16 protein-coding genes, 1 tRNA gene, 2 pseudogenes and 1 riboswitch are annotated in these 21,125 nt (G+C 71.0%); of the genes and pseudogenes, 13 read left to right on the top strand and 6 right to left on the bottom strand.

Annotated features, from left to right (window positions below; all coding sequences use genetic code 11):
- The first annotated feature begins 39 nt into the window (after positions 1–39).
- The 10 genes and pseudogenes from M2266_RS14210 to M2266_RS14165 all read left to right on the top strand — a co-directional run bounded on the left by M2266_RS14210 (position 40) and on the right by M2266_RS14165 (position 11,541).
- Positions 40–741, top strand: coding sequence for an endonuclease V (locus M2266_RS14210; RefSeq protein WP_277438525.1), 702 nt, complete (start codon positions 40–42; stop codon positions 739–741).
- On the top strand, positions 734–2,059 hold the full coding sequence (locus tag M2266_RS14205; RefSeq protein WP_277438524.1) for a cytochrome P450: 1,326 nt from the start codon (positions 734–736) through the stop codon (positions 2,057–2,059). Before M2266_RS14210 ends, M2266_RS14205 begins: the two co-directional genes overlap by 8 nt.
- A gap of 208 nt (positions 2,060–2,267) precedes the next feature.
- Positions 2,268–3,272 (top strand): transglycosylase family protein, encoded by a 1,005-nt coding sequence (locus tag M2266_RS14200; RefSeq protein ID WP_277438523.1) that lies wholly within the window; start codon positions 2,268–2,270, stop codon positions 3,270–3,272.
- A 273-nt stretch (positions 3,273–3,545) separates the two neighbouring features.
- A riboswitch (cyclic di-AMP (ydaO/yuaA leader) is annotated at positions 3,546–3,718 on the top strand.
- A gap of 4 nt (positions 3,719–3,722) precedes the next feature.
- A complete protein-coding gene (locus M2266_RS14195) occupies positions 3,723–4,421 on the top strand; it encodes a transglycosylase family protein (RefSeq protein ID WP_277438522.1) in 699 nt (232 codons plus the stop codon).
- Positions 4,422–4,735: 314 nt separating this feature from the next.
- Complete coding sequence (eno, locus tag M2266_RS14190; RefSeq protein ID WP_269274059.1) at positions 4,736–6,019, top strand: phosphopyruvate hydratase; 1,284 nt, start codon at positions 4,736–4,738, stop codon at positions 6,017–6,019.
- Between the two features lie 124 nt (positions 6,020–6,143).
- A complete protein-coding gene (locus M2266_RS14185) occupies positions 6,144–6,644 on the top strand; it encodes a septum formation initiator family protein (RefSeq protein ID WP_277438521.1) in 501 nt (166 codons plus the stop codon).
- Between the two features lie 53 nt (positions 6,645–6,697).
- A complete protein-coding gene (locus tag M2266_RS14180) occupies positions 6,698–7,240 on the top strand; it encodes a DUF501 domain-containing protein (RefSeq protein WP_277438520.1) in 543 nt (180 codons plus the stop codon).
- Between the two features lie 124 nt (positions 7,241–7,364).
- Positions 7,365–8,310, top strand: a pseudogene (locus M2266_RS14175) (Ppx/GppA phosphatase family protein).
- 309 nt (positions 8,311–8,619) lie between these two features.
- The gene (locus M2266_RS14170; RefSeq protein ID WP_277438519.1) at positions 8,620–10,023 is read left to right on the top strand and encodes an NAD(P)/FAD-dependent oxidoreductase; all 1,404 of its coding nucleotides are present in this window, start codon (positions 8,620–8,622) and stop codon (positions 10,021–10,023) included.
- A 192-nt stretch (positions 10,024–10,215) separates the two neighbouring features.
- The gene (locus M2266_RS14165) at positions 10,216–11,541 is read left to right on the top strand and encodes a cyclopropane-fatty-acyl-phospholipid synthase family protein (RefSeq protein WP_277438518.1); all 1,326 of its coding nucleotides are present in this window, start codon (positions 10,216–10,218) and stop codon (positions 11,539–11,541) included.
- 65 nt (positions 11,542–11,606) lie between these two features.
- Here M2266_RS14165 and M2266_RS14160 read toward each other — a convergent pair whose 3' ends face one another.
- Positions 11,607–14,186, bottom strand: a complete 2,580-nt coding sequence (locus M2266_RS14160) for an FtsX-like permease family protein (protein WP_277438517.1) — start codon at positions 14,184–14,186, stop codon at positions 11,607–11,609.
- A gap of 196 nt (positions 14,187–14,382) precedes the next feature.
- Positions 14,383–15,192 (bottom strand): ABC transporter ATP-binding protein, encoded by an 810-nt coding sequence (locus M2266_RS14155; RefSeq protein ID WP_277438516.1) that lies wholly within the window; start codon positions 15,190–15,192, stop codon positions 14,383–14,385.
- A 410-nt stretch (positions 15,193–15,602) separates the two neighbouring features.
- On the opposite strand from M2266_RS14155, the gene M2266_RS14150 reads away from it, so the two are divergent.
- Both M2266_RS14150 and M2266_RS14145 read left to right on the top strand, forming a co-directional pair.
- Positions 15,603–15,684: transfer RNA gene (locus M2266_RS14150), tRNA-Leu, on the top strand.
- Positions 15,685–15,800: 116 nt separating this feature from the next.
- On the top strand, positions 15,801–16,727 hold the full coding sequence (locus tag M2266_RS14145) for a Bax inhibitor-1/YccA family protein (RefSeq protein WP_277438515.1): 927 nt from the start codon (positions 15,801–15,803) through the stop codon (positions 16,725–16,727).
- 76 nt (positions 16,728–16,803) lie between these two features.
- On the opposite strand, the gene M2266_RS14140 is transcribed toward M2266_RS14145, so the two are convergent.
- A complete protein-coding gene (locus tag M2266_RS14140; RefSeq protein ID WP_138356104.1) occupies positions 16,804–17,034 on the bottom strand; it encodes a DUF4287 domain-containing protein in 231 nt (76 codons plus the stop codon).
- Positions 17,035–17,158: 124 nt separating this feature from the next.
- Here M2266_RS14140 and M2266_RS14135 point away from each other — a divergent pair, with 124 nt between their 5' ends.
- The gene (locus M2266_RS14135) at positions 17,159–17,491 is read left to right on the top strand and encodes a hypothetical protein (RefSeq protein ID WP_277438514.1); all 333 of its coding nucleotides are present in this window, start codon (positions 17,159–17,161) and stop codon (positions 17,489–17,491) included.
- Between the two features lie 73 nt (positions 17,492–17,564).
- Here M2266_RS14135 and M2266_RS14130 read toward each other — a convergent pair.
- From M2266_RS14130 to M2266_RS14120, 3 genes and pseudogenes are all read right to left on the bottom strand, one after another.
- A pseudogene (locus M2266_RS14130) lies at positions 17,565–18,375 on the bottom strand (hypothetical protein).
- A gap of 263 nt (positions 18,376–18,638) precedes the next feature.
- Positions 18,639–19,859: an acetyl-CoA C-acetyltransferase gene (locus M2266_RS14125; protein ID WP_277438513.1), complete on the bottom strand. Its 1,221-nt coding sequence runs from the start codon at positions 19,857–19,859 to the stop codon at positions 18,639–18,641.
- Positions 19,860–20,078: 219 nt separating this feature from the next.
- On the bottom strand, positions 20,079–21,104 hold the full coding sequence (locus M2266_RS14120) for an SGNH/GDSL hydrolase family protein (RefSeq protein ID WP_277438512.1): 1,026 nt from the start codon (positions 21,102–21,104) through the stop codon (positions 20,079–20,081).
- Positions 21,105–21,125: the final 21 nt, after the last annotated feature.

Raw genomic sequence — 21,125 nt, 5'->3', positions numbered from 1 at the left:
GCCCGGGGGCCGCTACGGGGCGCAACGTAGCGTTCTGCCATGCAGATCGACGTACCGCACGAGTGGCCCACCGGTGAGGCGCGAGCGCGGGAGATCCAGGACCAATTGCGGGAGCACGCGGACCACCTCGGCCCGGGGCCGGACGAGCCGCGCTTCGTCGCGGGGCTGGACGTCGCGTACGCGGGCGACGGCAATGGCACGGGCGACCGGGTGGCCGCGGCCGTCGTCGTCCTGGACGCGCGGACGCTCGCGCCGGTGGAGCGGGCGACGGCCGTCGGCCAGACCTCGTTCCCCTACGTTCCCGGGCTCTTCGCGTTCCGCGAGCTGCCCACCCTGGTCGAGGCGCTGCGCAAGCTGGACACCGTCCCCGACCTCCTGGTCTGCGACGGCCACGGGCTGGCACACCCCCGCCGGTTCGGCCTCGCCTGCCACCTCGGGGTGATCACCGGCATCCCGACGGCCGGGGTCGCCAAGACGCCGTTCACCGGAAGCCACGACCCGACTGCGCTGGGCCCGGAACGCGGGGCCTTCGCACCGCTCGTCGACGCCGGGGAGACCGTGGGCCGCGCGCTGCGCACCCAGCGGGGCGTCAAACCGGTCTACGTGTCGACAGGGCACCGTATCGACCTCGACACCGCCTGCCGGCACGTCCTCGCGCTGGCGCCGGAGTACCGGCTGCCGCAGACGACCCGGCTCGCCGACCGCCTCTGCCGGGACGCGCTAGCGTCAGGGGGTGCCTGACGAGACTGCCGCCACCCCCGCGCCCACCCCTGCCCCCACCCTCTTCACCTGGGAGTTCGCCGCCGATCCCTACCCGGCGTACGCCTGGCTGCGCGAGCACTCGCCGGTGCACAGGACCACCCTTCCCAGCGGCGTCGACGCCTGGCTGGTGACGCGGTACGCCGACGCGCGGGAGGCGCTGGCGGACGGGCGGCTCAGCAAGAACCGGGGCCACCACAGCGAGGGCGCCAACGCCAAGAACAAGGTGGGCATCCCCGGCGAGCGCGGCGCCGATCTGATGACGCACCTGCTGAACATCGACCCGCCGGACCACACCCGGCTGCGCCGGCTCGTCTCCAAGGCGTTCACCCCGCGCCGGATCGCGGAGTTCGCACCGCGCGTGCAGGAGCTGACCGACGGGCTGATCGACGGTCTCCAGAAGGACGCGACGGGCGCGGTGAAGTCGGAGGCGGACCTCATCCACGAGTTCGCCTTCCCGCTCCCCATCTACGCGATCTGCGACCTGCTGGGCGTCCCGGCCGAGGACCAGGACGACTTCCGGGACTGGGCGGGGATGATGATCCGCCACGGCGGCGGCCCGCGCGGCGGCGTCGCCCGGTCGGTGAAGAAGATGCGGGCCTACCTGCTGGAGCTGATCCACCGCAAGCGCGCGGACCTGGGCGACGACCTGATCTCCGGCCTGATCAGGGCCAGTGACCACGGCGAGCACCTGTCGGAGAACGAGGCGGCCGCGATGGCCTTCATCCTGCTCTTCGCCGGTTTCGAGACCACCGTCAACCTCATCGGCAACGGCGTCCACACGCTGCTGCGCCACCCCGAACAGCGCGCGCTGCTGCAGGAGTCGATCGCCCGCGGCGAGACCGGGCTGCTGGAGACCGCGGTGGAGGAGCTCCTGCGGTACGACGGGCCGGTCGAGTTGGCGACCTGGCGGTTCGCGACGCGGTCGCTGACGATCGGTGGGCAGGTGATCGGGGCGGGCGATCCGGTGTTGGTGGTGCTGGCGGCGGCCGACCGCGACCCCGACCGGTTCGACGGGCCCGACACGCTGGACCTGGCGCGTCGCGACAACCAGCACGTCGGTTACGGGCACGGCATCCACTACTGCCTGGGCGCCCCGTTGGCCCGTCTGGAGGCGCAGTCCGCGCTCGCGACGCTGCTGACCCGGCTCCCGGATCTGCGCCTGGCGGCCGAGCCCGACGACCTGCGGTGGCGCGGCGGCCTCATCATGCGCGGGCTGCGGACCTTGCCGGTGGGCTTCACTCCGGAAGCCCAAGCCGACGCGTCCGGTGGAAGCGGAATGCGCGGGTCGAGGCCCTGAGTCCGGCATTTCCCCGGGTTAAACCCTGATGGAGCGTCAAAAATGTCCGCTACACGGCGTACGGGACGGAATCGACCGTGACCTGAGCGTGATGATCGCTACACCGACTTGTGATGCGATGGTCAACACCGCTACGTTCTGCGGTCATCGCAGGCTTGACGTTGATGACGCAGGACCGCAGTCGAACTTTTTTGGAGATGGTGACCGCATGCTGAAGTCCGGGAACGGCAGACATCGCCGACCGCGCCAGGCCTCGACCGCCGTCGTGGTGGTCGCGGTGACGGGAGCGGGGATCGCTCTCCCGCTGCTCGGTGCGGGCGCCGCGCAGGCGGCCGATGTCAAGGTCTGGGACAAAGTGGCGGCGTGCGAGAGCGGCGGCCTGTGGAGTGCCAACACCGGCAACGGCTTCTACGGCGGTCTGTCGATCACCGAGGACACCTGGGAGCAGTACGGCGGCACGGTCTACGCCGAGCGCCCCGACCTGGCGAGCCGCTCGCAGCAGATAGCCGTGGCCGAGACGCTGCTCGCCGAACTCGGGCCGGACGCCTGGCCCGGTTGCTCGGAGCCGGCGGGCCTCGTCACCGGCGGAGCGCCGCCGAAGGTCGACCCGGGCTCGATCCTGCCTTCGGCCCCCACGACGACTCCGACGACGCCCACCACGACGCCGACGAAGCCGGCCGCTCCCGAGACGCCTACGACGCCTCCGGTGACCACGACGCCCACCACGCCCCCGGTGACGACGACTCCGTCCACGCCCACCGGTACTCCGGCGACGGACGACCCGGCTGCCGACCCGACGACCGACCCGGTGACCGCCCCCACGGACGAGACGACGCCGACCACCACCCCGAAGGCCCCCAGCGTCATCTCGGACCTCGCGGACACCACTCCGGGCCGGAGCCAGGGCAGGCACGCCAAGCCCGAGTCGGCGGACTCCTCCGACGGGACGACCACCGAGCGCGCCTCGCGCGACGCGGACCGGTCCGCGGGCACGGCCGACACCGGGGACCTGAGCGGCGCTCAGAACACCGGCCAGGGCGACGTGGCGAGCGACGGCGACTACGTCGTCCTGCCCGGCGACAACCTGTGCGACATCGCCGCCGACCACGACCTGCACGGTGGATGGAAGGCACTGTATGGGGCGAATGACCGGATTGTTGGGGGCAATCCGGACCTTATCCACCCTGGCCAGCACCTCGACTTGAGCTACTGAGACCGCCCAACTGGCCGCTCGACACGATCCCGGCACCCCCGGATCCTGTGACAAGGGTCTCCGCGGGCGCTGTGACGGCCCGCTCGCACTGCGTCGCTTTTCTCCCTTCCGACCTGCGACTCTGTGCGCCCGCTCAGGCGGATGGGGGACATGTCGCGCACACCCCGGATGTTTGTCCTCGCCGGGATCGTGTGCTTAACGTCGTACTGCTCGCCACAGCGGGCCCCGCCGGTCAGGATCGCCGAGTCCTGCCGCCGACCGACGGGAACAGTCGACGCGAAAGCGCCGTAGGCAGGAGCGGGGGACCCAAGGTCTTCCGCCGGCCCGGCCCCGAACTCGTGGGGGACGGACCGGCTTGGGGTGAAGCAGTGCGGTGCGAGCCGCGCGGCCGGGCAACTCACGCCCGAACCCGACAGCTGACCTCGTAGGCGTCGGTGAGGATGAAACACCATGGCTAAGCACCGCCGCGCGTCCAAGTTCACCCGCATCGCCGCCATCGCCGGTGTCACCACCGCCGCGATCGCCGTTCCGCTGATGGGTGCCTCGGGCGCCTCCGCCGCCTCCGTCGCCACCTGGGACGCTGTCGCCCAGTGCGAGTCCGGCGGCAACTGGTCGATCAACACCGGCAACGGCTACTACGGCGGCCTGCAGTTCTCGCAGTCCAGCTGGGAAGCCGCGGGCGGCACCGCGTACGCCTCCCGCGCCGACCTCGCCACCAAGGACCAGCAGATCGCGGTGGCCGAGAAGCTGCTCGCCCTGCAGGGTCCCGGTGCCTGGGCCTGCGCCGGCGCCGGCAACCTGACCGCCGGTGGCGAGTCCGCCCAGGTCGACACCTCCGGCTCCTCGTCCTCCTCGAAGAGCTCCACCTCGGACTCGTCGCGCGACACCTCGGACACCGCCAGCCGCGGCACCGAGAAGCGCACCCCGGTCAAGAAGAGCAAGCCCGCCGCCAAGCCGGTCGAGACCAAGAAGGCCGCCCCGGTCCAGAAGGGCGACGGCGAGTACAAGGTCGTCACCGGTGACAGCCTCTCCAAGATCGCCCAGGCGCAGCACGTCTCCGGCGGCTGGGAGAAGCTGTTCGAGCTGAACAAGTCCGTCGTCAGCGACGCCAACCTGATCTACCCGGGCCAGCAGCTGCACCTCAGCTGAGACCGGCCGCCGCGGACCGCGGCCGACCCGGTCACCCGGGCGGCCGCCCCGCCGGCCCTTCCGTCCGGCTGATCCCCAGAGCTCCCCGGCCAGGCACGCACTCCCCCCGAGCGTGCCGGGCCGGGGTTCTGGCGTTGGTCACGCGGACGCCGCGCGGACGTAAGGCAGTGTTGGTCACCTGTTGTCAGGCTTTGGGCCCCTTTTCGTCTCAGGGGTCGGCCGATCGACTGGTCCACCCCCCGCGGGCGGTTAGGCTCGTGTCGCAAAGCGCAGAGAGACACGCATCAGCTGTACACAGCCTGAAGGAGACACTCGTGCCGTCCATCGACGTCGTCGTAGCCAGGGAAATCCTCGACTCACGAGGCAACCCCACCGTCGAGGTCGAGGTCGGCCTCGACGACGGCAGCACCGGCCGCGCGGCCGTGCCGTCCGGTGCCTCGACCGGAGCTTTCGAGGCCCTGGAGCTCCGCGACGGTGACAAGAGCCGTTACATGGGCAAGGGCGTCGAGAAGGCCGTTCTCGCCGTCATCGAGCAGATCGGCCCGGAGCTGGTCGGCTACGACGCCACCGAGCAGCGGCTGATCGACCAGGCGATGTTCGACCTGGACGCCACCCCGGACAAGTCCTCGCTCGGCGCCAACGCCATCCTCGGCGTCTCGCTCGCCGTGGCGCACGCCGCCTCCGAGGCCTCGGACCTGCCGCTCTTCCGCTACCTGGGCGGCCCGAACGCGCACGTGCTGCCGGTCCCGATGATGAACATCCTGAACGGCGGGTCGCACGCCGACTCGAACGTGGACATCCAGGAGTTCATGATCGCGCCGATCGGTGCCGAGTCCTTCTCCGAGGCCCTGCGCTGGGGCGCCGAGGTCTACCACACGCTCAAGGGCGTGCTGAAGGAGCGCGGGCTCTCCACCGGCCTGGGCGACGAGGGCGGCTTCGCGCCGAACCTCGACTCCAACCGCGAGGCGCTCGACCTCATCGTCGAGGCCATCAAGAAGGCCGGCTACCAGCCCGGCCAGGACATCGCGCTCGCGCTCGACGTCGCCGCCTCCGAGTTCCACAACGAGGACGGCACGTACACCTTCGAGGGCAAGCAGATCTCCGCCGGCGAGCTCTCGGACTACTACGCCGAGCTCGTCGCCGCGTACCCGCTGGTCTCCATCGAGGACCCGCTGAACGAGGAGGACTGGGAGGGCTGGAAGGCCCTCACCGCCAAGCTCGGCGACAAGGTCCAGATCGTCGGCGACGACCTCTTCGTCACCAACCCGGAGCGCCTGCAGCGCGGCATCGACGAGGGCTCGGCCAACGCGCTGCTCGTCAAGGTCAACCAGATCGGCTCGCTCACCGAGACGCTGGACGCGGTCGAGCTGGCGCAGCGCAACGGCTTCAAGTGCATGATGTCGCACCGCTCCGGCGAGACCGAGGACGTCACCATCGCCGACCTCGCCGTCGCCACCAACTGCGGCCAGATCAAGACCGGCGCCCCGGCCCGCTCCGAGCGCGTCGCCAAGTACAACCAGCTCCTGCGCATCGAGGAGATCCTGGACGACGCGGCGGTCTACGCCGGCCGTTCCGCGTTCCCCCGCTTCAAGGGCTGATCCGCGGTCATCCCCTGCAAGGGCTGATCGGCGGCATCATCACCCGCACGTCTGACCTACGTCCCCGTCCCCGGTCCCGTACCGTGGCCGGGGACGTAGGTACGTGTGGACGAGGGGAGACGGCGTGGGGGCGGACCGGTTTGCCACCGCGGCGCGGCTGAAGGCGATCGGCCAGGAGGCGCAGGCCCGCGTCTACCGCGCGGCGACCCGGCGCCCCGCCCCCCGGCGCAGCAAGCTCACCGGACGGGCCGCGCTGCTGGCGCTCGTGCTCTGCGCGCTCATCGTCGCCCTCGCCTATCCGATGCGGCAGTACATCGCCCAGCGCTCGGACATCGCGGACCAGCGCAAGGAGGCCCAGCAGGCCAAGCAGCGCGTCGAGCAGCTCCGCGAGGAGAAGGCCCGCTGGCAGGACGACGAGTACGTGAAGACCCAGGCGCGCAAGCGGCTGCACTTCCTGCTGCCCGGTGAGACCGGATATACGGTGGTGGACCCGGCGCCGACCGCCTCCGACGGTGACTCCGGCGTCCGCCGGTCCTCCGACGAGGCCGCCGCACACCGCCCCTGGTACGACAATTTCTGGAACAGCGTCGACCACGCCGACGCCGCCGGGGCCCCACGGCGGTAGCGCCGACCCCTACGCGTTCCACGCCGCAGACCTTCCACGACCGAGAACGGCTCATGACAGATCACCCCGCCCCCACCCCCCGCACCACGCCGACCGAGGCCGACATCGCCGCGTTCAAGGAGCAGTTGGGCCGCCCGCCGCGCGGTCTGCGGGCCATCGCCCACCGCTGCCCGTGCGGCCAGCCGGACGTGGTCGAGACCCAGCCGCGGCTGGAGGACGGTACGCCGTTCCCGACGCTGTACTACCTGACGTGCCCGCGCGCCGCCTCCGCCATCGGCACGCTGGAGGCCGACGGCGTCATGAAGGAGATGACGGCCCGGCTCGCCGAGGACCCGGAGCTGGCCCGCGCCTACCAGGCCGCGCACGACGACTACCTCACCCGCCGCGACGCCATCGAGGTACTGGAGGGCTTCCCGAGCGCGGGCGGCATGCCGGACCGCGTGAAGTGCCTGCACGTGCTGGTCGGCCACTCGCTGGCCGCGGGCCCCGGGGTGAACCCGCTGGGCGACGAGGCGATCGCGATGCTGCCGGACTGGTGGCGCAAGGGCCCGTGCGTCAGTGGCGGCTGCGCCACGACCGATGGGGGAGAGAAGTGAAGCGAGCCGAAGGGCGCGCCGGTGTCGAAAGAGGCGAGACCCAGTGACCGGGGAACGAGGGAACGCAGTGTCCAGGAACGTCGACGCCGAAACTGAGCACCCGGAGGCGAGGCAACAGGCGAAGGTGTCGCGGGTAGCGGCGATCGACTGCGGCACCAACTCCATCCGGCTGCTGGTCGCGGACGCCGACCCGGTCACGGGGGAGCTCCAGGACCTCGACCGGCGGATGACCATCGTCCGCCTGGGGCAGGGCGTGGACCGCACCGGGCGGCTGGCGCCCGAGGCGCTGGAGCGGACCTTCGCGGCCTGCCGCGAGTACGCCGCCGCCATCAAGGAGCTGGGAGCGGAGCGTGTGCGCTTCGTGGCGACGTCCGCCTCGCGCGACGCCGAGAACCGCGCGGACTTCGTCCGCGGGGTGGTGGAGATCCTGGGCGTCGAGCCCGAGGTGATCACCGGCGACCAGGAGGCCGAGTTCTCCTTCACCGGCGCCACGAAGGAGCTGACCGGCCACGAGGGCCACACGAAGCCCTATCTGGTGGTGGACATCGGCGGCGGCTCGACCGAGTTCGTCGTCGGCGACGACACCGTGCTCGCCGCCCGCTCCGTCGACATCGGCTGCGTGCGGATGACCGAGCGCCACCTGACCGCCGACGACGGCACGATCATCGACCCGCCGACGCTCGGCCGGATCACCGCCATCAAGGCCGACATCAACGCCGCCCTCGACGAGGCGGCCGGCTCCGTTCCCCTGGAGCGGGCCCGCACCCTCGTCGGCCCTGGCCGGCTCGGTCACCACGGTCGCCGCCATCGCGCTGGGACTGACGGAGTACGACTCGGCCGCGATCCACCACTCGCGGATCTCCCTGGAGCAGGTGCGGGAGATCACCGGACGGCTCCTCGCCTCCACCCACGCCGAGCGCGCCGCCATCCCCGTCATGCACCCGGGCCGCGTCGATGTCATCGGCGCGGGCGCCCTCGTCCTGCTCCAGATCATGGAGCGCACGGGGGCCCAGGAGGTCATCGTGAGCGAGCACGACATCCTCGACGGCATCGCCTGGAGCCTCGCGTAGAACGAAGTTTGTGAAACTCTTCACATGAAGTTCCCGCCCTACTGCCCAGTTTTCCCAGGCAATAGGGCGCCGAGCCCCTCGGAACCCTTGCGGCGTGCTGTTTCCGCGGTGTTACAGGCGTTGGGAGACCTGTCCGAGGGGCGGCGATCTTCGCTGATCAGGTGGGCCGATGGAGGCCCGGATCGGGTGCCGGGTTCCCTTGGGGGGCTGTGGGGCTGGTCACGCGGCCGGGCAGTGTAGCAGAGGGTGTCCAGGACCTTGTGAAGGGGCTCACGAGCACCCCTCCATCAGGTGCTGGATACTCGAACCATGAGCACTTCGGAGCGTCCACGGATCCTCGTAGTAGGCGGCGGGTACGTCGGCCTGTACGCGGCGCGCCGCATCATGAAGAAGATGCGGTACGGCGAGGCGACGGTCACCGTCGTCGACCCGCGCTCGTACATGACGTACCAGCCCTTCCTTCCCGAAGCTGCCGCCGGCAGCATCTCCCCGCGCCATGTCGTCGTCCCGTTGCGACGCGTGCTGCCCGGTGCGGAGGTGCTCACCGGCCGCGTCATGAACATCGATCAGGACCGCAAGGTCGCGTCGATCCAGCCGCTCGTGGGTGAGACCTACGAGCTGCCCTTCGACTACCTGATCATCGCGCTCGGCGCGGTCTCCCGCACCTTCCCGATCCCCGGCCTCGCCGAGAACGGCATCGGTATGAAGGGCGTCGAGGAGGCCATCGGCCTGCGCAACCACGTTCTCGAGCAGCTCGACAAGGCCGACTCCACGACGGACGAGGACGTCCGCCGCAAGGCGCTGACCTTCGTCTTCGTCGGCGGTGGCTTCGCCGGCGCGGAGACCATAGGCGAGGTCGAGGACATGGCCCGCGACGCCGCCAAGTACTACCCGAACGTCAAGCGCGAAGACATGCGCTTCATCCTCGTCGACGCCGCGGACAAGATCCTCCCCGAGGTCGGCCCGCAGCTCGGCGAGTGGGGCCTCGAGCACCTGCGCGAGCGCGGTATCGAGGTCTACCTCAGCACGTCGATGAAGTCCTGCGTCGACAAGCACGTGGTGCTCGCCAACGGCCTGGAGGTCGACGCCTCCACCATCGTGTGGACCGCCGGCGTCAAGCCGAACCCGGTCCTCGCCCGCTACGGCCTCCCGCTCGGCCCGCGCGGCCACGTGGACACCTCGGAGAAGCTCCAGGTGCAGGGCACCGACTACATCTGGGCCGCGGGCGACAACGCCCAGGTCCCGGACATCGCCGCCCGCAAGGCCGGCGTCGAGAACGCCTGGTGCCCGCCGAACGCCCAGCACGCGCTGCGCCAGGCCAAGGTCCTCGGCGACAACGTGATCTCGGGGATGCGCGGCTTCCCGCAGCAGACCTACGCGCACGCCAACAAGGGCGCGGTCGCCGGTCTCGGCCTGCACAAGGGCGTGGCGATGATCGTGGTCGGCAAGACCAAGATCAAGCTCAAGGGCCGGCTGGCCTGGTACATGCACCGTGGCTACCACGGCATGGCCGTCCCGACCTGGAACCGCAAGATCCGCGTCTTCGCGGACTGGACGCTCGCGATGTTCCTCAAGCGCGAGGTCGTCTCGCTCGGCGCCATGGAGAACCCCCGCGAGGAGTTCTACGAGGCGGCGCGTCCGGCTCCGGCCCCCGCTCAGGCGGCCGTCCCGGCCAACGCCGCTCAGGCGGCCGAGAAGGCCAAGGCTTCCTGACACCGGTCCACCCCGGTCCGCGGGCCCGGCCTCGCCGGTTCGACCGCGGTACCGAAGTCGCTCAGCAGTAGGACCGAAGGGGCGTCCGCCATCCGTGGTGCGGACGCCCCTTCGGCGTACTCCCGAGGAAGCCCGGGTGGTTGGGCCGGAAAATAACTCGCGGCGGCGGTCGTCCGTCGTACGCTCGGGGCTATGGCAGATGCGGCCCGTCGCATGCGCGACCTTGCTGAAAAAGCCCTACGAGGACCGTTCCCGCTGCGCATCCGCGCATGGGACGGAAGCGAGGCCGGCCCTCCGGACGCGCCCACGCTCGTCATCCGGCGCCGACGCGCACTGCGCCGGCTGCTGTGGAAACCGGGCGAGCTGGGACTGGCCCGCGCCTGGGTCTCCGGCGACCTGGGCGTCGAGGGCGATCTGTACGAGGCGCTGGACCTGATCACCGGCATCGTCTGGGACACCGGCGAGGACGACGCACCGCACGTCAGCACGTTCCGGCGGACGGTGGACACCCTGCGCGACCCGCGCACCTACCGGCTCGCCCGCGAGGCCGTGGCGCTCGCCGGGCCGGGGCTGCCGCCCGCGCCGCCGCCCGAGGAGGCCCGCCGCCGGTTCGGCCCGCTGCACAGCCCCGGCCGCGACCGGGACGCCATCAGCCACCACTACGACGTCGGCAACGACTTCTACGAGCGCGTCCTCGGCCCGTCGATGGTCTACTCCTGCGCCTACTGGGAGCACCCCGACACCACCCTCGAAGCGGCCCAGTGGGCCAAACTCGACCTCGTCTGCCGCAAGTTGGCGCTCCGGCCCGACCAGACGCTGCTGGACGTCGGCTGCGGCTGGGGCTCGATGGTGCTGCACGCCGCCGAGCACTACGGGGTGCGCGCCGTCGGTATCACGCTCTCCACCGAGCAGGCCGCGTTCGCCCGCAAACGGGTCGCGGAGGCCGGGCTCACCGACCGCGTCGACATCCGCGTCCAGGACTACCGTGCGGTCGCGGACGGCCCGTACGACGCGATCTCGTCGATCGGCATGGCCGAACACGTCGGCCGCGACCTCTACCGCGAGTACGCCACCCACCTCTACGGCCTGCTGCGGCCCGGCGGACGGCTGCTCAACCACCAGATCGCCCGCCGCCCCTGGGTGGACGAGGAGGCGTACCACGTCGACGAGTTCATCGACCGCTACGTCTTCCCCGACGGCGAGCTCGCGCCGATCGGCTCCACCGTCTCCCGGTTGGAGGAGGCCGGATTCGAGGTGCGGGACGTCGAGGCGCTCCGCGAGCACTACGGGCTGACGCTGCGGGCCTGGGTGCGCAATCTGGAGGACCACTGGCAGGAGGCGGTGCGGCTGGCCGGCGCGGGGCGGGCGCGGGTGTGGCGGCTCTACATGGCCGCCAGCGCGCTGTCCTTCGAACAGAACCGCATCGGCGTCAACCAGGTCCTGGCCGTCAGGACCAAGCCCTCGGGAGCGGCCGGCATGGCGCCTGCCAGGCCCTGGCCGGAGCAGCCGAAGGCGTGACATGACGCGGCGGGCTCTCCCGGACGGATCCGGGGGAGCCCGCCGCGGCGGGGGAACGGAACGCGCTACTCCGCCTTGATGGCGGTGAGCATGTTGAGCCGGGCCGCGCGCCGGGCCGGCCACAGCGCGGCCAGGACCCCGACCAGGGCGGCGCCGCCGAGGAAGATCGCGATGCGGTCCCACGGCACGATCATCGTGTAGCTGTCCATGCTGCCCGCGATCAGCCGGCCCGCGGCCCAGCCGAGGAAGACCCCGAGGCCGATCCCGAGCAGCGCGCCGAACAGCGAGATCAGCAGCGACTCGAACCGGACCATCCGCTTCACGTCCCGGCGGTCGAGGCCGATCGCCCGCAGCATGCCGATCTCGTGGGAGCGTTCGAAGACCGACATGGCCAGCGTGTTGATGACACCGAGGACCGCGACGATCACGGCCATCGCGAGCAGCCCGTAGAGCATGTTCAGCATCATGCTGATCACGCCGCCGGCCTCCTCGGAGATGTCGGCCCGGTCCTGCACCTTGATCGCCGGGTTGTCGCCCAGCGCCTTCCGCAGGGAGTCCTTGGCGGCGGCGCTCGTACCGTCGGCCGTCTTCACCAGCACCTTCATGTCGGAGATCTTCTCCAGGTGCGGGTCGAGCGTCGCGGTGTCGACGAGGACGCCCTCGAGGATTTCGTTGCCGTGGTAGATGCCGCCGACCTTCAGCGCGCCCTTCGCCTTGTCGTCGTAGACGGCGGGCAGGGTGTCACCGACCTTCCAGCCGCCGTTCTCCGCGGTCTTGTCGTCCACGACGACGGTGCTGCCGCCGAGACCGCCGGCGGAGCCGCTGGTGAAGTCCAGATTCACGAGCTGGGCGATGGTCCGGGGGTTGACGCCGGTCACCGACCGGCTCTCGCCGCCGACCTCGATCCAGGCGTTGCGCATCGGGCTGGACGCGGTCACGTCCCCGAGGCCGCTCACCGTCTTCGCGACCTCGGGGGAGAGGTCGGTGACGCGGTTGACCATGCTGATCGTGTAGTCGGCCTTGATGGAGTCCGCGGCCATCCTGTCGATGCCCTTCTGGACCGAGGTCGCGATCACCGTGAGACCGGTGATCAGCGTCAGGCCGATCATCAGCGCCGACGCGGTGGCGGCGGTGCGCCGCGGGTTGCGCACCGAGTTCTGCCGGGCGAGCTTGCCGGTGACGCCGAACGGGCGCAGCAGCGGCCCCGCCGCGGCGATCACCGGACGCGACAGCAGCGGTGTCAGCACGAAGACCCCGATGAGCAGCAGCCCGCCGCCCGCGCCCAGCGGTAGCTTTCCGTCCTTCCCGTCCATGCCCGAGCCGACCAGCACCAGGGCGGCGCCCGCACCCGCCAGCAGCGCGCCGAGGGTGTTGCGCAGCACCAGGCTCTTGGCGGTGGCCGGGGCGTGCACGCTGCTCATCGCGGCGACCGGCGCGATCCTGGACGCCCGGCGGGCCGGCAACCAGGCGGCGAGCATGGTGACGGCGACGCCGACGACCATCGACGACACGATCGTGCCGGGGCCGATGACCAGGGGCCCGTCCGGCAGCGTCGCACCCGTCGTGCCCAGCAGCGACCGCATGCCGACCGCGATGCCGATGCCCGTGACGAGGCCGACCACGGCGGCGGTCAGGCCGACCACGAACGCCTCGATCAGCACCGCGCGCGTCACCTGGCGGCGGCTCGCGCCGACCGCCCGCATCAGCGCCAGCTCCTTGGTGCGCTGGGCGACCAGCATGGTGAAGGTGTTGGCGATGATGAAGGTTCCGACGAAGAGCGCGATGCCGGCGAAGACCAACAGCCCGGTGTTGAGACCGCTCATCGCCGACGCGATCTGCTCGGCCTCCTCGTCCGCCAGCTGCTGTCCGGTGACCACCTCGGTGCCCTTGGGCAGCGCCTTCTCGGTCGCGGCCTTGAGCGCGGCCTGGCTGGTGCCGGGGGCCGCCTTGACGTCGATCTCCTCGAACCGGCCCGGCTTGGCGAAGAGCTTCTGCGCGGTGGGGGTGTCGAAGAGCACGAGGCTGCCGCCCGCCGCGACGTTGCCGTCGTCGGTGTCGAAGACGCCGGTGACGGTCTGGCGCATGACCGGGCCGTCGACGGACATCCGCACGGTGTCACCGACCTGCAGTCCCGCGCGGTCGGCGGTCCTGCTGTCGAGCGCGACCTCCTCCGGCTTCTGCGGGGCGCGGCCGTCCGTCATCGCGTAGCGGGCGTCGGTGCCGTCCTTGCCGGCCGAGTAGTTCCCGCCCCGGGTGGACCAGCCGTCGCCGATCAGCTTGCCGTCCTTGTCGGCGACGGCGGTGAAGCCGGACACGATGCCGGTGGCCGAGGCCGCGCCGGGCAGCGCCCGCACGGTCTCCAACTGCCGCTGGGTCAGGTGCGGCGGCTCGTTCCGGACGGCCTTGTCCGTGGAGCCGGAAGCGCCGGAAGGGGAACCGTCCGCGGATCCGGTCGGGAAGCCGGGCTTCACGGCGACGGAGACGTTCTCGTAGCTCTTGGCGGAGCTCTTCTGGAAGGCGTCACCGATGGTGTCGGTGAAGACCATGGTGCCGGAGACGAAGGCGACGCCGAGCATGACGGCGAGCACGGTCATCAGCAACCTGGCCTTGTGCGCGAGGACGTTGCGCAAGGCGGTGCGGAACATGGGGATCAGTCCTGGTTCGTTCGGTCGGGCGGCGGTGCGGCGGGCGTGCGGGAGGAGCACGACGGCAGCGCGGAGGCACGGCGGAGCGGCACCGCGGGTGAGGCTGCGGCGCGGGCGGCTACGGGGGGCGTATTGAGGTGCGTCGGGGAGCGCGGTGGGGGTGGGCGCCCGGCGGGGGAGGCGGGGCGCGCCCGGCTCAGCCGATGCGGTCCTGGGCGTCCCTGGTATCGAACGCGGAGGTCTGGTGGCTGGCCCCGGAGAGGTTGAGCATGCGCTCCAGGACGCCGTCGGACGTCGGGTCGTGCAGCTCGTCCACGACGCGGCCGTCGGCCAGGAAGATCACCCGGTCCGCGTAGGACGCGGCGACCGGATCGTGCGTGACCATGACGATCGTCTGGCCCAGCTCGCGCACCGAGTTCCGCAGGAACCCCAGGATCTCGGCGCCGGCCCGCGAGTCCAGGTTGCCGGTCGGCTCGTCGGCGAAGATGATCTCCGGCTTGCTCGCCAGGGCACGGGCGACCGCCACGCGCTGCTGCTGGCCGCCGGAGAGCTGGTTCGGCCGGTGCGACATCCGGTCGGCCAGCCCCACCGTGGCGATGACCTGGGCGAGCCACTGCTTGTCCGCCTTGCGCCCGGCGATGTCCATCGGCAGGGTGATGTTCTCGGCCGCGGTGAGCGTCGGCAGCAGGTTGAACGCCTGGAAGATGAAGCCGATCTTGTCGCGGCGCAACTGCGTGAGCTGCTTGTCCTTGAGCGACGCCAACTCCGTCTCCCCTATCCGCGCCGAGCCGGCGGAGACCGAGTCGAGCCCCGCCATGCAGTGCATCAGCGTGGACTTGCCGGAGCCGGACGGGCCCATGATCGCCGTGTACTCCGCGCGCCGGAACTCGACCGACACACCGTCAAGGGCGACGACCCGGGTCTCGCCCTCACCGTAGACCTTGCTGAGGTCCGTGGCGCGGGCCGCCACCGTCGAGGTGTGGGAAGTGGTTCCGGTGGGGGTCACGGGGCGGCTCCTGGGACGGGGTGAACGGGACTCCTCCATGGTGACGGCCGGAACCGCTCAGGGGATCAGTCCAGACTGCTGTTTCCGAGGCAGTCCTGGGAGGGACCCGAGGGGCCCGCTGTACTACTTCTGGATGACAACAAGCCCTGAGTTCGGGCGGGCCGTATGTCGTCCGCGCGCCGCGGTTCCGGCCGGCGGGGCTCCGGGAGGGTTTTCGGCGTGATCGATTTCGCGTCATATGCGAATGACGTGTGTGTGCGGTGTGAAGGCCCGGGGCCTCCCGATGCACCCCCTCAAGGCCCACTTGAGGCTCCGTCAGGTACCCCTAAAATCAGACAACATGACGCGGATCGTGCCCTGTTCGGCCCAGTAACCCGGATACGCTCGTCCTGCGTCGAGACCCCGCCCCCGCCCGGATGGTGGAACGCAGACACGGCGAGCTTAAACCTCGCTGGCCGCATGGCCGTGCCGGTTCGAGTCCGGCTCCGGGCACCTCACATCTCCCGCGGGGCGCGCGACGGAAGATCCTCCTTCGGCGGTACTCCCTCTCCTTTGCTAACCCATTACTCTTGGGGTAATGCCGTAACGCGCGGCCATGGAGGAGTGAGATGAGGAGCAGCAACCCGGTCTTCTCGCGGCGAGGCTTCAGCCGCGGGGACGGATACGCGGGCTTCGGCACGCAGCAGCAGGGCGCGGCCCCGCAGGGGTCGGGGAATCCGTACGCGCAGCAGGGGAACCCGAACGCGCCGCAGGGTGGAAACCCGTACGCGCAGGGCGGCAACCCGTACGCCACCGCGGACCAGCGTCAACTCACCCCTGAGCAGCTCCAGCAGATGTACCAGGCCCCGCCGGCCGGGCCCCTGCAGACCGGCCGCATGACGATGGACGACGTCGTCATGCGGACGGGTATGACGCTGGGGGCCGTGGTCGTCGGTGCGGCGCTGGCGTGGTTCGCGCTGCCCGACACGGCGGCCGGCTGGGGCATCACGATCGGCGCCATGATCCTGGCGCTGGTCTGCTACGTCATCCAGATCTTCAAGCGCAGGCCCAGCCCCGCCCTGATCCTGGGCTACGCGGCCTTCGAGGGCGTTGTCCTCGGCATGATCAGCCGGATGTACAACGAGCAGTGGCAGGGCGCGCCGGTCCAGGCGGTGCTCGGCACCATCGCTGTTTTCGTGGGCATGCTCGTCGCGTACAAGACCCGCCTGATCCGCGTCACCGAGCGGTACTACCGGATCGGCATGGCCATCGCCGTCGGCTTCCTGTTGCTGATCATGGCCAACGTCCTGTTCGCCGTCTTCGCCGGCGGGGACGGTTTGGGCTTCCGCACCGGTGGTCTCGGCATCGTCTTCGGGCTGGTCGGCGTCTGCCTCGGCGCGTTCTTCCTGTCGCTCAACTTCAAGATGGTGGAAGACGGCATCCGGGGCGGCGCTCCGCAGGAGGAGGCCTGGTGGGCGGCGTTCGGCCTCACGGTCACGCTCATCTGGATCTACATGGAACTGCTGCGGCTGGTCGCGATTCTCCGCGGAGACTGACCCGGTCGCGGTACCCCGTACGTGACGGGCCCCCGGGAGGCACTGCCTCCCGGGGGCCCGTCACGTACGCCCGGGGCTACCGGAGGTTGCGGGCTGCCCGCCTCAAGTCGTATTCGTGGACGATCGCCTTGGCGTGTCCGTAGGACAGATCGTGTTCGCTGCGGAGCCAGCTGACTTTCTCGTCGAAGCGGAGGAAGGCTGGGCCGTCATCGACGGCGCGGAGCCAGTCGCGTACCTCGCGGCCGGTGCAATGGGGAATGCGGGAGAGCAGGTTCCGGTGGGTTTCCTCGGAGAAGATCTGGGACATCGGCGCCTCCGGTATACGGTGTCCGGTCATCTCACCGTGCCTGACTGTTGGGGCGTTGGCAACCATCCCTGGCCGGCGGATGTGGGTGCGTGGCCGAGACACGCGCCCCGGTACGCTCGCCGACATGCTCGACTGCACCCCCCTGCGCTCCGCCGTTGACCGACTGGCCGGCCGATTCCGTGCCCTGCCCCAGAGCCGGCTGGGCGGTGGGGCGGCCGAAGTCGGGCTTGAACTGGCCCGATGGCTCGCCGTGGAAGCACAGCGGCTCGAACGTCCGGAGCGCGAACCGGCGTTGATGCCGGATGACGGGGCCTTCACCGTGGGCGACCAGATCGCGGTGGCCGGGAACGACCTCGCGATGGCGCTCGAACAGCGCCCGGAGTGCGGGGAGGTGTTCGAAGCGGCCCTCGTCCGGATCGACGGGGCCGCGCGGCGTGCAGGGGTCGGACGGGTCTGAGGGTACGGAAGGGGGCGCGTCGTACCCAGCGGGATTCGTGCTCAGTGGGATTCGTGCTCAGGGGAAGTCGTGCTCAGAGGGAGGCGACGACCCGGTCCGCCAGGATGAAGACGCTCTCGGCGCCGTAGGTGAACGTCAGGGCGTACGCGCCGCCCACGGCGGAGCCGCCGAGCAGGACGGGGATCTCACCGCGCTCCAGCGCGTCGGACAGCAGGAGGGCCGTCTCGCGGTGGCCCGGGGTCATGCAGAGGGTGGTGCCGTCGGCGAAGACGTACACGTCCAGCGTTCCGAGCGGGGCCCGGGCGGACGTCGGCGAGCGGCACGCGGCCCTCGGCGAGGTCGGTGAGGCGGGTGGCCGTCTGGTCCGGATCGGCGACGACGGAGGGGCCGACGGTGCTGTGCAGGTCCGGGAAGTCCGGGTAGTCGGCCTGGTCCTGCGCCGAGGGGTGCGGGAGGAAGCCCGGCGCCGGCAGCGCCGGCTCGGACTCCAGCCCGGCCAGATCGGACTGCCGGGGCAGGAACGGCAGCATCGTCGGGATCTCGTACTCGGCGTAGTCGGCGCCCGCCGCGGGGATGCCGCCGCGGAAGAACGGGGAGTCCGCGGATTCACGGGCCTCCTGCTCGGCCCAGAAGGCCCGCGCCTCGGCCAGCTCGCGCTCCCGCTCGTCGGCGAGGGCGTCCGCGACGGCGGCGCGTATCTCGTCGGCGGGCACCGACCGGGCGGCCGGCACGGAGGTGCCGCCGTCGGCGGCGCCGGCGATCGCGAGATCGCCGCGCAGACCGGCGAGCTCACGGCGCAGGCCGCGGGCGGAGATCAGGGCGGCGGACCCCAGGGCCACGGCGATGACCGCGACCACGAGCAAGATGGAGAACAGGGCGCTCACAGACGTACTCCCGACTGACGTGATCCCGAGCAGTGCCCACTGTCGAGTGGGTGAAACATCCCCCACACATCACTGTGCCTGTAAACCTCTGCCCTGCGCAGTGCGGAACGTCACGAATTGGGCGGGTCTGAGGTCCTGAGCCATCCGAGTGATGCCCCTCTGACCTGCGAAAACGCGCCGCCCCCGGGCTCGTATAACAACCCGGGGGCGGTTCCATTGCGACTTAGATCACACGGTGTGACGCCAGAAGAGTCAGGAGCAGATCAGCTCAGCCGCTCGATGACCATCGCCATGCCCTGGCCGCCGCCGACGCACATCGTCTCCAGGCCGAACTGCTTGTCGTGGAACTGCAGCCCGTTGATCAGGGTGCCGGTGATGCGGGCGCCCGTCATGCCGAAGGGGTGGCCCACGGCGATCGCGCCGCCGTTGATGTTCAGCCGGTCCAGGTCGACGCCGAGGTCGCGGTAGGACGGGATGACCTGCGCGGCGAACGCCTCGTTGATCTCGACCAGGTCGATGTCGCCGATGCCCAGACCGGCGCGCTTGAGCGCCTGCTTCGACGCCTCGACCGGGCCGTAGCCCATGATCTCGGGGGAGAGGCCGGAGACACCGGTGGAGACGACGCGGGCGAGCGGGGTGATGCCCAGCTCGCGTGCCTTCACGTCGGACATGATCACGAGGGCGGCGGCGCCGTCGTTGAGCGGGCAGCAGTTGCCCGCGGTGACCGTGCCGTCGGGGCGGAAGACCGGCTTGAGGCCCTGGACGCCCTCCAGCGTGACGCCCGCGCGCGGGCCGTCGTCCTGGGAGACGACCGTGCCGTCGGGCAGCGTGACCGGGGTGATCTCCCGCTCCCAGAAGCCGTTCTTGATGGCGGCCTCGGCGAGGTTCTGCGACCGGACGCCGAACTCGTCCTGGTCGGCGCGGGTGACGCCCTTGATCGCGGCGAGGTTCTCGGCGGTCTGGCCCATCGAGATGTACGCGTCCGGGATCAGGCCGTCCTCACGCGGGTCGTGCCACTCGCCGCCACCGTTCTCGGCGCGGCCCAGGGTGCGCAGCTCGGCGTCGGCGAAGAGCGGGTTCTTGGTGTCCGGCAGGCTGTCCGAGTTGCCCTTGATGCTGCGCGAGACCATCTCGACGCCGGCCGAGATGAAGACGTCGCCCTCGCCGGCCTTGATGGCGTGCAGCGCCATGCGGGTCGTCTGGAGCGACGACGAACAGTAACGGGTGACCGTGCAGCCCGGCAGGTGGTCCATGCCCATCTGCACGGCCACGATCCGGCCGAGGTTGTGGCCCTGCTCGCCGCCGGGCAGGCCGCAGCCGAGCATCAGGTCGTCGATCAGCTTCGGGTCCAGCTCCGGGACCTTCGCGAGCGCGGCCTGGATGATCGTGGCGGTCAGGTCGTCCGGGCGGAGATCCTTGAGGGATCCCTTGAAGGCGCGGCCGATGGGGGATCGGGCGGCTGAGACGATCACGGCTTCGGGCATCGCGACACACACTCCTCGTCGAGGCGGCAGGACTCAGGACTCTCTGGGAAGTTACCTGCACGTATCGAGAGGAGTCACGGCCTGCGGGCTGTGACACGGGACTCTTTCTGAGCGAGCGCTTAGGTGCGGGCCCGGCCGCGCGCCCGGCCCGGGGCCGCCCGCACCCCCGGGGTCCCGTGCCAACCGGCGCGTTTCCGCCGGTCGGCACGGGTACGCCCGTCAGGCCGACGACGACGTGGCGGCCGGTTCGGTGGTGTGCGGCAGCCGCTGACGGCGGCGGTGCTTGAGCAGTGCCCAGCGCCCGCGGGGCCCGAAGACGCCGTGCGTCGCCGCGACCACCTCGGTGCCGCCCTCGGACGCGGCCGCCGCCGCGGCCTGCGCCACCGGCAGGAAGCTCTCGCCGCGCAGCTCGTCCGGGTGCTCGTCCTCCTCCGGCCACAGGCCCAGCGAAGCGCACAGCGTGGGCAGCATCGCCATGGCCGCCGTCGCGTACCCCTCCGCGGAGGGGTGGTAGTTGTCAGGACCGAACATCTCGCGCGGATGCGCCTCGAACTCGGGGCCGAGCAGATCGCCGAGCGAGACCGAACGACCGCCGGTACCGACCACGCCGATCGTCTGCGCGGCGGCCAGCTGGCGGCTCATCCGGCGCGCCATCCAGCGCAGCGGCTGGTACACCGGTTCCACGGAGCCCAGGTCGGGACAGGTGCCGACGATCACTTCGCTGCCCGCCTCGCGCAGCCGGCGGACCGCTTCCGACAACAGCCGGACGGACTTGGCGGGGGGCATCCGATGGGTGACGTCGTTCGCACCGATCATGATCACGCAGACGTCCGGGGGCGGTGCGCCCACGTCGAGCAGCAGGGCGACCTGGCGTGCCAGGTCGCTGGACTGGGCTCCGGGATTCGCCACGTTCACCAGGGTCACGGGACGCTCGGCGACCGCCGCGAGCCCGGAGGCGAGCAGCGCGCCCGGGGTCTCGCGCGCCCGGTGCACGCCCTGCCCCGCCGCGGTCGAGTCGCCGAGGAAGCCGAGCCGGAGCGGAACATCACCCGTTCGGTGCGCGAACGCCGATCCGTATCTGCCGTCCGCGCGCGGCGGTACGTCGTCGGAGCCGCCGACCGTCCGTTTCGCGAGCCGGACCTCGGCCAGCAGTACTCCGATGGCAGCCCCGCCCAGCAGACTGATCCCGCCACCGCCGAATGCCGCCGCGGTCGCGATCCGCCGTGCCACCCTCGCCCTCGACATCGAGTCCGCTCACCTCCCGTG

This window comes from Streptomyces sp. SPB162 (assembly GCF_029504575.1).
Lineage (GTDB): Bacteria > Actinomycetota > Actinomycetes > Streptomycetales > Streptomycetaceae > Actinacidiphila.
The sequence above is the reverse complement of the archived record's forward strand: the minus strand, read 5'-3'. Positions and strand labels throughout refer to the sequence as shown.

Coding starts and splice junctions, on each gene's coding strand:
- M2266_RS14210 (WP_277438525.1), top strand. CDS start 40: ATGCAGATCGACGTACCGCACGAGTGGCCCACCGGTGAGGCGCGAGCG.
- M2266_RS14200 (WP_277438523.1), top strand. CDS start 2,268: ATGCTGAAGTCCGGGAACGGCAGACATCGCCGACCGCGCCAGGCCTCG.
- M2266_RS14195 (WP_277438522.1), top strand. CDS start 3,723: ATGGCTAAGCACCGCCGCGCGTCCAAGTTCACCCGCATCGCCGCCATC.
- M2266_RS14180 (WP_277438520.1), top strand. CDS start 6,698: ATGACAGATCACCCCGCCCCCACCCCCCGCACCACGCCGACCGAGGCC.
- M2266_RS14170 (WP_277438519.1), top strand. CDS start 8,620: ATGAGCACTTCGGAGCGTCCACGGATCCTCGTAGTAGGCGGCGGGTAC.
- M2266_RS14165 (WP_277438518.1), top strand. CDS start 10,216: ATGGCAGATGCGGCCCGTCGCATGCGCGACCTTGCTGAAAAAGCCCTA.
- M2266_RS14160 (WP_277438517.1), bottom strand. CDS start 14,186: ATGTTCCGCACCGCCTTGCGCAACGTCCTCGCGCACAAGGCCAGGTTG.
- M2266_RS14145 (WP_277438515.1), top strand. CDS start 15,801: ATGAGGAGCAGCAACCCGGTCTTCTCGCGGCGAGGCTTCAGCCGCGGG.
- M2266_RS14140 (WP_138356104.1), bottom strand. CDS start 17,034: ATGTCCCAGATCTTCTCCGAGGAAACCCACCGGAACCTGCTCTCCCGC.
- M2266_RS14135 (WP_277438514.1), top strand. CDS start 17,159: ATGCTCGACTGCACCCCCCTGCGCTCCGCCGTTGACCGACTGGCCGGC.
- M2266_RS14125 (WP_277438513.1), bottom strand. CDS start 19,859: ATGCCCGAAGCCGTGATCGTCTCAGCCGCCCGATCCCCCATCGGCCGC.
- M2266_RS14120 (WP_277438512.1), bottom strand. CDS start 21,104: ATGTCGAGGGCGAGGGTGGCACGGCGGATCGCGACCGCGGCGGCATTC.